Annotated in this window: 7 protein-coding genes; 1 reads left to right on the top strand and 6 read right to left on the bottom strand. The window is 74.3% G+C overall.

What is annotated here, in order from left to right; all coding sequences use genetic code 11:
• Positions 1-7: 7 nt before the first annotated feature.
• Positions 8-1,525, bottom strand: a complete 1,518-nt coding sequence (locus tag MHY85_RS18855) for an MFS transporter (RefSeq protein WP_239199468.1) — start codon at positions 1,523-1,525, stop codon at positions 8-10.
• Positions 1,526-1,663: 138 nt separating this feature from the next.
• Between MHY85_RS18855 and MHY85_RS18850 the strand changes: the two genes are divergently transcribed.
• Positions 1,664-2,341, top strand: a complete 678-nt coding sequence (locus MHY85_RS18850; RefSeq protein ID WP_239199465.1) for a TetR/AcrR family transcriptional regulator — start codon at positions 1,664-1,666, stop codon at positions 2,339-2,341.
• A 130-nt stretch (positions 2,342-2,471) separates the two neighbouring features.
• Here MHY85_RS18850 and MHY85_RS18845 read toward each other — a convergent pair whose 3' ends face one another.
• The 5 genes from MHY85_RS18845 to MHY85_RS18825 form a co-directional block, all read right to left on the bottom strand.
• On the bottom strand, positions 2,472-2,966 hold the full coding sequence (locus MHY85_RS18845) for a CoA-binding protein (RefSeq protein WP_158373803.1): 495 nt from the start codon (positions 2,964-2,966) through the stop codon (positions 2,472-2,474).
• Entirely contained in the window at positions 2,966-4,417 is a 1,452-nt protein-coding gene (locus MHY85_RS18840; protein ID WP_239199462.1) for an O-acetylhomoserine aminocarboxypropyltransferase/cysteine synthase family protein, read from the bottom strand. Before MHY85_RS18840 ends, MHY85_RS18845 begins: the two co-directional genes overlap by 1 nt.
• Entirely contained in the window at positions 4,414-6,480 is a 2,067-nt protein-coding gene (gene acs, locus MHY85_RS18835; protein ID WP_239199459.1) for an acetate--CoA ligase, read from the bottom strand. Before acs ends, MHY85_RS18840 begins: the two co-directional genes overlap by 4 nt.
• Entirely contained in the window at positions 6,477-7,358 is an 882-nt protein-coding gene (locus MHY85_RS18830; RefSeq protein WP_239199456.1) for an ABC transporter permease, read from the bottom strand. Before MHY85_RS18830 ends, acs begins: the two co-directional genes overlap by 4 nt.
• A 78-nt stretch (positions 7,359-7,436) precedes the next feature.
• Entirely contained in the window at positions 7,437-8,513 is a 1,077-nt protein-coding gene (locus tag MHY85_RS18825; RefSeq protein WP_239199471.1) for an aliphatic sulfonate ABC transporter substrate-binding protein, read from the bottom strand.
• Positions 8,514-8,540: the final 27 nt, after the last annotated feature.

Raw genomic sequence — 8,540 nt, 5'->3', positions numbered from 1 at the left:
GGCGGGCTCAGTGCGCGGGGACCGCGGCCGGGTTGGCCGGGGCCTCCGCCTGCGCGCCGGCGGCCGCCGGGGCCGCCGCCGCGCGGGCCGCGCGGTCGGAGCGGGTGCGGAACACCAGGGCCGCCATGACGGCGCCGCCGGCGAAGATCGCCGCCGACCACGCGTACGCGGTGTCGAAGCTGTGCAGCGCGGCCTGGGCCGCCACCTCGGGGGTCACCGGGGCGTGGTCCGCGAGGTACGCGGTCGCGGCGGTCGCGGCGAGCGTGTTCAGCAGCGCCGTGCCGATCGCGCCGCCGACCTGCTGGCTCGTCGACACCAGGGCCGACGCGGCGCCGGCGAGCCGCGGGGCGACGCCGAGCGTGGCCAGCTGGAACGACGCGGGCATGATCGACGCCATCCCCATGCCCATGAGGATCAGCCCGGGCAGCACGTGCGCGGCGTAGGTGCTGTCCACCTCGAGGCGGGTGAAGGTCAGCATGGCGGTCGCGGCGAGCAGCATGCCGATCGGCACGAGCACCTTGGGCCCGAACCGGGGGATGAGCAGGTTCGACTGGATCTGCGCGGTGACGATGATCGACAGCACCATCGGCAAGAACGCGACGCCGGTCCGCATCGGCGTGTACCCGAGCGTCGACTGCAGGTAGTACGTGAGGAACAGGAACACGCCGAACATGCCCGACCCCGCGACCAGGATCGCGAGGAACGAGGCGCCGCGGTCCCGGTCCAGCACGACGTCCAGCGGCAGCACCGCGTTGGCGGCGGTGCGCTGCCGGATGACGAACGCGACGAGCAGCACGACGCTCGCGGCGAGGGGGCCCCAGGTCAGCGGCGAGTCCCAGCCCTGCGGCTCGGCCTGCGAGAAGCCGAACACGAGGGCGAACAGCCCCGCGGAGCCCAGCAGGACGCCCGGGACGTCGAGCCGGTGCCCGGCCGCCCCGCCGGCGCGGGGGAGCAGGACGGCGCCCGCGACCAGGGCGACCGCCGCGATCACGACGTTGACGTAGAGGTTCCAGCGCCAGTTGAAGTTCTCGGTGAGGTAGCCGCCGAGCAGCAGGCCGATGGCGCCGCCCATGCCGGCGATGGCGCCGAAGATGCCGAACGCGCGGGCGCGCTCCTTCGGCACGGTGAACGTGGTGGTCAGCACGGACAGCGCCGCGGGGGCGAGCACGGCGCCGAAGACACCCTGCAGGGCGCGGGCCGCGACCAGCAGCTCGAACGTGCCGGCGGCGCCGCCGAGGGCCGAGGACACGGCGAAGCCGACCAGGCCGATGAGGAACATGCGCCGACGGCCGAACATGTCGGACAGCCGGCCGCCGAGCAGCAGCAGGCTGCCGAACGCGAGGGCGTAGGCGGTGACGATCCACTGCCGGTCGTTGTCGCTGAAGCCGAGCTCCGCCTGGGCGGAGGGCATGGCGATGTTCACGATGGTCGCGTCGAGGACGACCATCAGCTGCGCCAGCGCGACGGTGGCGAGGACGAGCCAGCGGCGCCCGGGGGGCGGCGTGGGTGCGGCGGACGAGGACATACGGGTGCTCCGGTCAGGACGACGGTGTGGGGGGATGGCACGACCGTAAACCAGGACCGGTCAGTTTCGAAACCCCCGAGTCTCGATTTGTTTCCGCGGCGCGGGGCGGGCATGATGGCGACGTCGAGAGGAGCCCGGATGGCCGCGCGCGAGGACGTCGCGGCCGTGGGCGCGCCCGCGGGCGGGACCGCCGCCGCCCGCCGACCCGGCCGACGGCGTGACGAGTCCAAGGACGAGGTCATCCTCGCCGCGGCCCGCGAGCTGCTGATCGAGCGCGGCTACGACGGCATGACCATGGACGCGGTCGCCGAGCGCGCCGGGGCGGGCAAGTCGACCGTCTACCGCCGGTGGCCCTCCAAGGTGCAGCTCACGGTCGACTGCCTGCTGTGCGCGAAGCAGATGACGATCGACGAGGTCCCCGACACCGGGTCGATCCGCGACGACCTGCTGAGCATCTTCGTGCGGGCGACCCGGATGAAGAGCGACGACCTGATGACCGGCCTGCTCACGGCGGTCCGCGAGGAGCCCGAGGTGCGCGCGGTGTTCCACGAGCAGTTCGTGGCTGGCCGGGTCCGGCTCGCGCGCGAGGTCCTCGAGCGCGCGCGGCTGCGTGGGGAGACCGCGCCGGGCGTCGACCTCGACATGGTCGCGGCGGTCGCCCCGGCGATGGTGCACTACCGCAAGGTGGTGGCGCACCGGCCGATGGACGCCGAGTTCGCCGAGCGGCTCATCGACACGATCATCCTGCCCCTGGCCACGGGCCGCCCGGCCGACGCCGCGGTGGGCGAGCAGGCCCTCCTCGCCGACGCGCGCTGACGCCGCGCGGGCGCGTCGCGCTGCCGCCCGCCCGCGCCCGCCTCGCGCCGGCATGACGCCGAGATGGCAACTCTCGGCTGCGGCGGGCCGCCCGCGCACAGCCGAGAGTTGCCATCTCGGCGGAGGGGTTCTACGCGAGGGCGCGCTTGCTGCTGATCACGCCCGTGTCGAAGCCCGCGAGGTGGAGGCCGCCGTGGAAGCGGGCGTGCTCGATCTTGACGCAGCGGTCCATCACGACCGTCAGGCCGGCGGCCTCGCCGCGCGCCGCGACCTCCTCGTGCCACGAGCCGAGCTGCAGCCACAGGGCCTTCGCGCCGACCGCGAGCGTCTCGTCGAGCACCGTGGGCAGGTCGTCGTGCCGCCGGAACACGTCCACCAGGTCCGGGACGACCGGCAGCGCGTCGAGCGACGGGTACACCGGCTGCCCGAGGATCGACGTCTCGCGGGGGTTCACCAGGTAGACGTCGTACGGCGTGCTGGACAGCAGGTACGTCGTGACGAAGTACGACGCGCGCGCCGGGTTGTTGGACGCGCCGACGATCGCGATCGACCGGGTGCGGCGCAGCAGCGCCAGGCGGTCGGGGGCGCTCGGGCCCTGCCAGGTGCGCTCGGGGGTCGTGGTCATCAGTTCGCCTCCGGGACAGAGCAGGACGCGCCGCCGGCGATGCCGCCGACGCCGGTGACCGCGGCGCCGACCGCGGTGGCGGCCGGGACGGCGGGCCGGGCGGTCGCGGCTGCGGCCCCGTCGGTCCCGCCGTACGACGCCTCGCGCGGTGCCGTCGCGGCCGTCAGCGCCTGGTCGAGGTCCCAGAGGATGTCCTCCGGGTCCTCCAGCCCGACGCTGATCCGCACCAGGTCCTCGGGGACGCCCGCCGTGGCGAGCTGCTCCGCGGACAGCTGCTGGTGCGTGGTCGACGCGGGGTGGATGACGAGCGTGCGCGCGTCGCCGACGTTGGCCAGGTGGCTCGCGAGCTGCAGGTGCTCGATGAACCGGCGCCCGACCTCGCGGCCGTCGCGGTCCGCGGTGGCGGCGAGCCGGAACGCGAACACCGACCCGGGGCCGAGCGGCAGGTAGCGCTGCGCGCGCTCGTGGTGCGGGTGCGACGGCAGCCCGGCCCACTGCACCGACGTGACCCGCGGGTCCGCCTCCAGCCACTCGGCGACGGCCCGGGCGTTGGCGAGGTGCGCGTCGAGCCGCTGGGGGAGCGTCTCCACGCCCTGCAGCAGCTGGAACGCCGACTGCGCGGACAGCGACGGGCCGATGTCCCGCAGCTGCTCGGAGCGGAGCTTGGTGAGGAACCCGTACTCGCCGAAGTTCTCCCACCACTTCACGTCGTTGTACGACGGCACGGGCTCGGTCATCTGCGGGAACTTGCCGTTGCCCCAGTTGAACCGGCCCGACTCGACGACCACGCCGCCTAGCGTGGTGCCGTGCCCGCCGAGGAACTTGGTGGCCGAGTGGATGACGATGTCGGCGCCGTGCTCGATCGGCCGCACCAGGTACGGGGTCGAGAGCGTGGCGTCGACGACGAGCGGGACGCCCGCGGCGTGCGCGACCTCGGCCAGCCCCGCCAGGTCGGCGACCTCGCCCGACGGGTTGGCGACGACCTCGGTGTAGACGGCCTTCGTCTCGGGGCGGATCGCCGCGGCGTAGTCGGCCGGGTCGGTGCCCGCGACGAACGTGGTCTCGACGCCGAACCGGCGCAGGGTCACGTCGAGCTGGGTCACGGTGCCGCCGTACAGCTGCGCGGAGGCGACGATGTGGTCCCCGGCGCCGACCAGAGCGGCGAACGTGATGAACTCCGCCGCCATGCCGGACGCGGTGGCGACGGCGCCGATGCCGCCCTCGAGCGACGCGATCCGCTCCTCGAACGCGGCGACCGTCGGGTTGCCGAGCCGGGAGTAGATGTTGCCGTACTTCTGCAGCGCGAACAGGTTCGCAGCGTCGGTGGTGTCGCTGAACACGAACGACGTCGTCTGGTAGATCGGCACGGCACGGGCGCCGGTCGCGGCGTCGGGGATCGCCCCGGCGTGCAGGGCGCGGGTGCGGAAGCCGAAGCGGTGCTCGGAGCTCATCGGGCGGTGGCCTCCTCGGCCTCGGGGGTCAGGGCGAGGCTAGCGTCGGCGCGCAGCAGCGCGGCGACCTGGTCCACGGCCCAGGGGTTCTGCAGGGAGGTGACGTCGCCCAGCGGCCGGCCGTCGTGCAGCTCGGCCAGCAGCCGCCGCATGATCTTGCCGGACCGGGTCTTGGGGACCTCGGGGACGAGGACGACGTGCTTCGGCTTGGCGACCGGGCCGATCTCGCGCTGCACCTGGGCCCGCAGGTCCTCACGCAGCGCCGCGGCGGCGGCCCGCCAGGCGGCCAGGTCCTCGACCGGGCCGGGGGCGACGGCCGGGACGACGAACGCCGCCACCGCCTGCCCGCCGACGGCGTCCACCACGCCGGCGACGCCGGCCTCGCCGACCGCCGGGTGCGCCACGAGCGCCGACTCGATCTCGATCGTCGACAGCCGGTGCCCCGCCACGTTCACGACGTCGTCGACCCGGCCGAGCAGCCACACGTCGCCGTCGGCGTCCCAGGACGCGCCGTCGCCGGCCAGGAAGTAGCCGTGCGCGGCGAACGGCCGCCAGTAGGAGTCGCGGAACCGCGCCGGGTCGCCCCAGACGGTCCGGGCCATGCCCGGCCAGGTGCGGTCGAGCACCAGGTAGCCGCCGGACCCGCGCGGCACCTCGGCGCCCACGTCGTCGACGACCTTCGCCGAGAACCCGGGCAGTGCGCGGGTGGCCGAGCCGGGCTTGAGCGTCGTGACGCCGGGCAGCGGGGCGATGACCGCCGCGCCCGTCTCGGACTGCCACCACGTGTCGACCACGGGCGCGCGGCCGGCGCCGAACTGCTCCCGGAACCACACCCACGCCTCGGGGTTGATGGCCTCGCCGACCGTGCCGAGCAGCCGGACCGTCGACAGGTCGTACCCGTCGGGCAGGCCCTCGGGGAACCAGGTCATGAACGTCCGGATCAGCGTCGGCGCCGTGTAGTAGACGGTGACCCCGTACCGCTCGATGACCTCCAGGTGGCGCTCGCGGTGCGGGGTGTCCGGCGTGCCCTCGTAGATCACCTGGGTCAGCCCGTTGCTGAGCGGCCCGTAGATCTCGTAGGTGTGCGCGGTGACCCAGGCCAGGTCCGCGGTGCACCAGTGCACGTCGTCCGGCTTGGCGTCGAACACCGCCCAGTGCGTCCACGACGCGTGCGTCAGGTAGCCGCCGGTGGTGTGCACCAGGCCCTTCGGCTTCCCGGTGGTGCCCGAGGTGTAGATGATGAACAGCGGGTGCTCGGCGTCGAAGGCCTGCGCCTCGTGCTCGTCCGAGGCGGTCTCCACGACGTCGTGCCACCAGACGTCCCGCCCCTCGGTCCACGCGACGTCCTGCCCGGTGCGCCGGACGACGAGGACGTGCTCGACGTGGTCCAGCCCCTCGACCGCGGCGTCGGCGGCGGACTTCACCTCGACGGCCTGCCCGCGGCGGAACTGGCCGTCGGACGTGACGAGCAGCTTCGCGCCGGTGTCCTGCACCCGGAACCGCACGGCCTCCGCGGAGAACCCGCCGAACACGAGCGAGTGCACCGCGCCGATCCGCGCGATGGCCAGCGTGACGACGATCGTCTCGGCGATCACCGGCAGGTAGACGACCACCCGGTCGCCGGGGCCGATGCCGAGGTCGGTCAGCGCGTTCGCCGCCCGGGACACCTCGCGCTGCAGGTCGGCGTACGTGATCGACCGGCGGTCGCCGCGCTCGCCCTCGGCGTGGATCGCGACCTTGTCGCCGCGGCCGGCGGCCACGTGCCGGTCGACGCAGTTCACCGCGGCGTTCAGCCTGCCGCCGACGAACCACTGCGCCTCGGGCACGGTGAGGTCGCCGTCCGGGCCCTCGACCGCGGGGGACCAGGTGTGCGCGGTGTGCCACGGCTCGGCCCACTCGAGGCGGCGCGCGGCGTCCTCCCAGAAGCCCACGTGGTCGGCGTCGGCGCGGGCCCGCAGCCGGGCCGCCTCCTCCGGTCCCACGTTCCAGTCGCCGGCCGGGGCCGGGTACGCGCGGGTCTCGGTCTGCAGCGCGGCGATGGTCGCGCTCGTCGTGCTCGTCATGCCCACCTTCTCAGCAGCGACTTCTCGGCCAGGCCGATCAGCGCGTCGGTCAGCTTGCCCAGCAGCGCCAGCAGGACGATCGCGAGGATCATCCGGTCGACGCGGCCGTTGTTGCCGGAGTCCATGAGGAGGAAGCCGAGGCCCATCGACGACGCGATGAGCTCGGCGGCCACCAGGAACAGCCAGGACTGCGCGAGGGCGAGCCGCAGGCCCGCCACCACGGAGGGGACGGCCGCGGGCAGCTGCACCGCGCCCAGCAGCCGTGCGCCGCGCAGCCCGTACGCGCGCCCGGCCTCGACCAGGTGCGCGTCGACGTGCCGCAGCGCGGCGACGACGGTCGTGTAGACGGGGAAGAACGCCCCGATCGCGATGAGGGTCAGCTTGGACTCCTCGCCGATCTTCATCCACAGGATCAGCAGCGGCACCCACGCCAGCGACGGCACCGCGCGGATCGCGCCGAGCACCGGCTCCAGCAGGGCGCCCGCCAGCCGGGACAGGCCGACGACGGACCCGACCGCGAGGCCGAGCGCCGCGCCGATCAGGAACCCGAGGACCACGCGCTGCGTCGAGATCGCCACGTACTGGCCGAGCAGGCCGCGCTCCGCGAGGTCGACCGCGGCCGTCCACACCGAGGCCGGGCTCGGCAGCTGGTACGGCGCGACCAGGCCGGACGTCGTGACGACCTGCCAGGTGACGAGCAGGATCGCGGGGACGACCAGGCCGAGCGCGATGCGGACGGGCCGCCGCGCGAGCGGGCCGGCGCCGGGCCGGGCGGGGAGGCCGAGGCTGAACGGGTTCAGCCCGGGCAGCGCGCGGCCGCGGGCGTCCGTCACCGGCGCGCTGGTGCCGGCGGCGGTCACCACGGGGGCGTTGGTCATGGCGGGCTCTTCCGTCGGGGGTGGTCGGTGGTGCCGTGGCCCGGGCCGGCGTCGCGCGGACGCCGGCCCGGCACGGGGTCAGCCGGCGATGCTGCTCGGGTCGGCGTTCTCCGCGTAGGTCGGCTCGAACAGCTCGTCCAGGGCGGCGTCCACCAGGTCCTGGCTCGACACGTCGCCGGACTCGACGAAGATCGGGCCGACCACCTCGAGCACGTCGCGCTGCGCCTGGCCGGGGACCGGGTCGATGTCGAGCGTGGTGCGCTCGGTGATGACGGTCTCGGCGACGGCCGGGTCGATGCCGGCGACCTCGGCGAGGATGTTCACGACCTCGTCCGGGTTCTCCTGCGCCCAGGCGCGCGCCTTCTCGTAGGCGTCCACGACGACCTGCGCCAGGTCCGGGCTCGCGTCCAGGAAGTCCTGCGTCGCGTTGAGGAACCCGTAGGTGTTGAAGTCGACGTTCCGGTACAGCAGCGTCGAGCCGGCCTCGGCCTCGCTGGCGGCCATCAGCGGGTCCAGGCCCGACCACGCGTCGACCGAGCCGTTCTCCAGCGCCGCCTTGCCGTCGGCGTGCTGCAGGTTCTGCACCTCGACGTCCGCCGGGTCGACGCCCGCCTCCTCCAGGGACTGCAGCAGGAAGAAGTACGGGTCGGTGCCCTTGGTCGCGGCGACCGAGCGGCCGGCCAGGTCGGCGACCTCGGTGATGTCCGACCCCGCCGGGACGACGAGCGCCGCCCACTCCGGCTGGCCGTAGATGTCGATGGTCCGGATCGGCGAGCCGTTGGACCGGGCGAGCAGCGCCGCCGAGCCCGCCGTGGAGCCGACGTCGATCGCGCCGGCGCGCAGCGCCTCGTTGGCCTTGTTCGACCCCGCGGACTGCACCCACTCGACGTCGACGTCGTCGCCGAGCGTCTCCTCCAGCCAGCCCTGGTCCTTGATGACCAGGCTCAGCGGGTTGTAGGTGGCGAAGTCGATCGTCAGGGTGTCGGCGCTCCAGCTCTCGGCGGCGGTGGCGCCGTCGTCCGGGGCGTCCGCCTGGGCGGTCTCGCCCTCGCCGGCCACGCAGCCGGCGAGCAGCAGGGTCGCGGCGACGGCGCCGGCGCCGAGGGCGATCGGGCCGCGCAGCCGGCGACGGAGGGCGGTGGTGAGGGCGGTCATGGGGTGCTCCAGGTGGGGTGTCAGGGG

Origin of the sequence: Cellulomonas sp. ACRRI, from assembly GCF_022346185.1 — a bacterium.
Taxonomy (GTDB): Bacteria; Actinomycetota; Actinomycetes; order Actinomycetales; family Cellulomonadaceae; genus Cellulomonas.
This window is presented reverse-complemented; position numbering and strand designations above follow the sequence as displayed.

Coding starts and splice junctions, on each gene's coding strand:
- MHY85_RS18855 (WP_239199468.1), bottom strand. CDS start 1,525: ATGTCCTCGTCCGCCGCACCCACGCCGCCCCCCGGGCGCCGCTGGCTC.
- MHY85_RS18850 (WP_239199465.1), top strand. CDS start 1,664: ATGGCCGCGCGCGAGGACGTCGCGGCCGTGGGCGCGCCCGCGGGCGGG.
- MHY85_RS18845 (WP_158373803.1), bottom strand. CDS start 2,966: ATGACCACGACCCCCGAGCGCACCTGGCAGGGCCCGAGCGCCCCCGAC.
- MHY85_RS18840 (WP_239199462.1), bottom strand. CDS start 4,417: ATGAGCTCCGAGCACCGCTTCGGCTTCCGCACCCGCGCCCTGCACGCC.
- acs (WP_239199459.1), bottom strand. CDS start 6,480: ATGACGAGCACGACGAGCGCGACCATCGCCGCGCTGCAGACCGAGACC.
- MHY85_RS18830 (WP_239199456.1), bottom strand. CDS start 7,358: ATGACCAACGCCCCCGTGGTGACCGCCGCCGGCACCAGCGCGCCGGTG.
- MHY85_RS18825 (WP_239199471.1), bottom strand. CDS start 8,513: ATGACCGCCCTCACCACCGCCCTCCGTCGCCGGCTGCGCGGCCCGATC.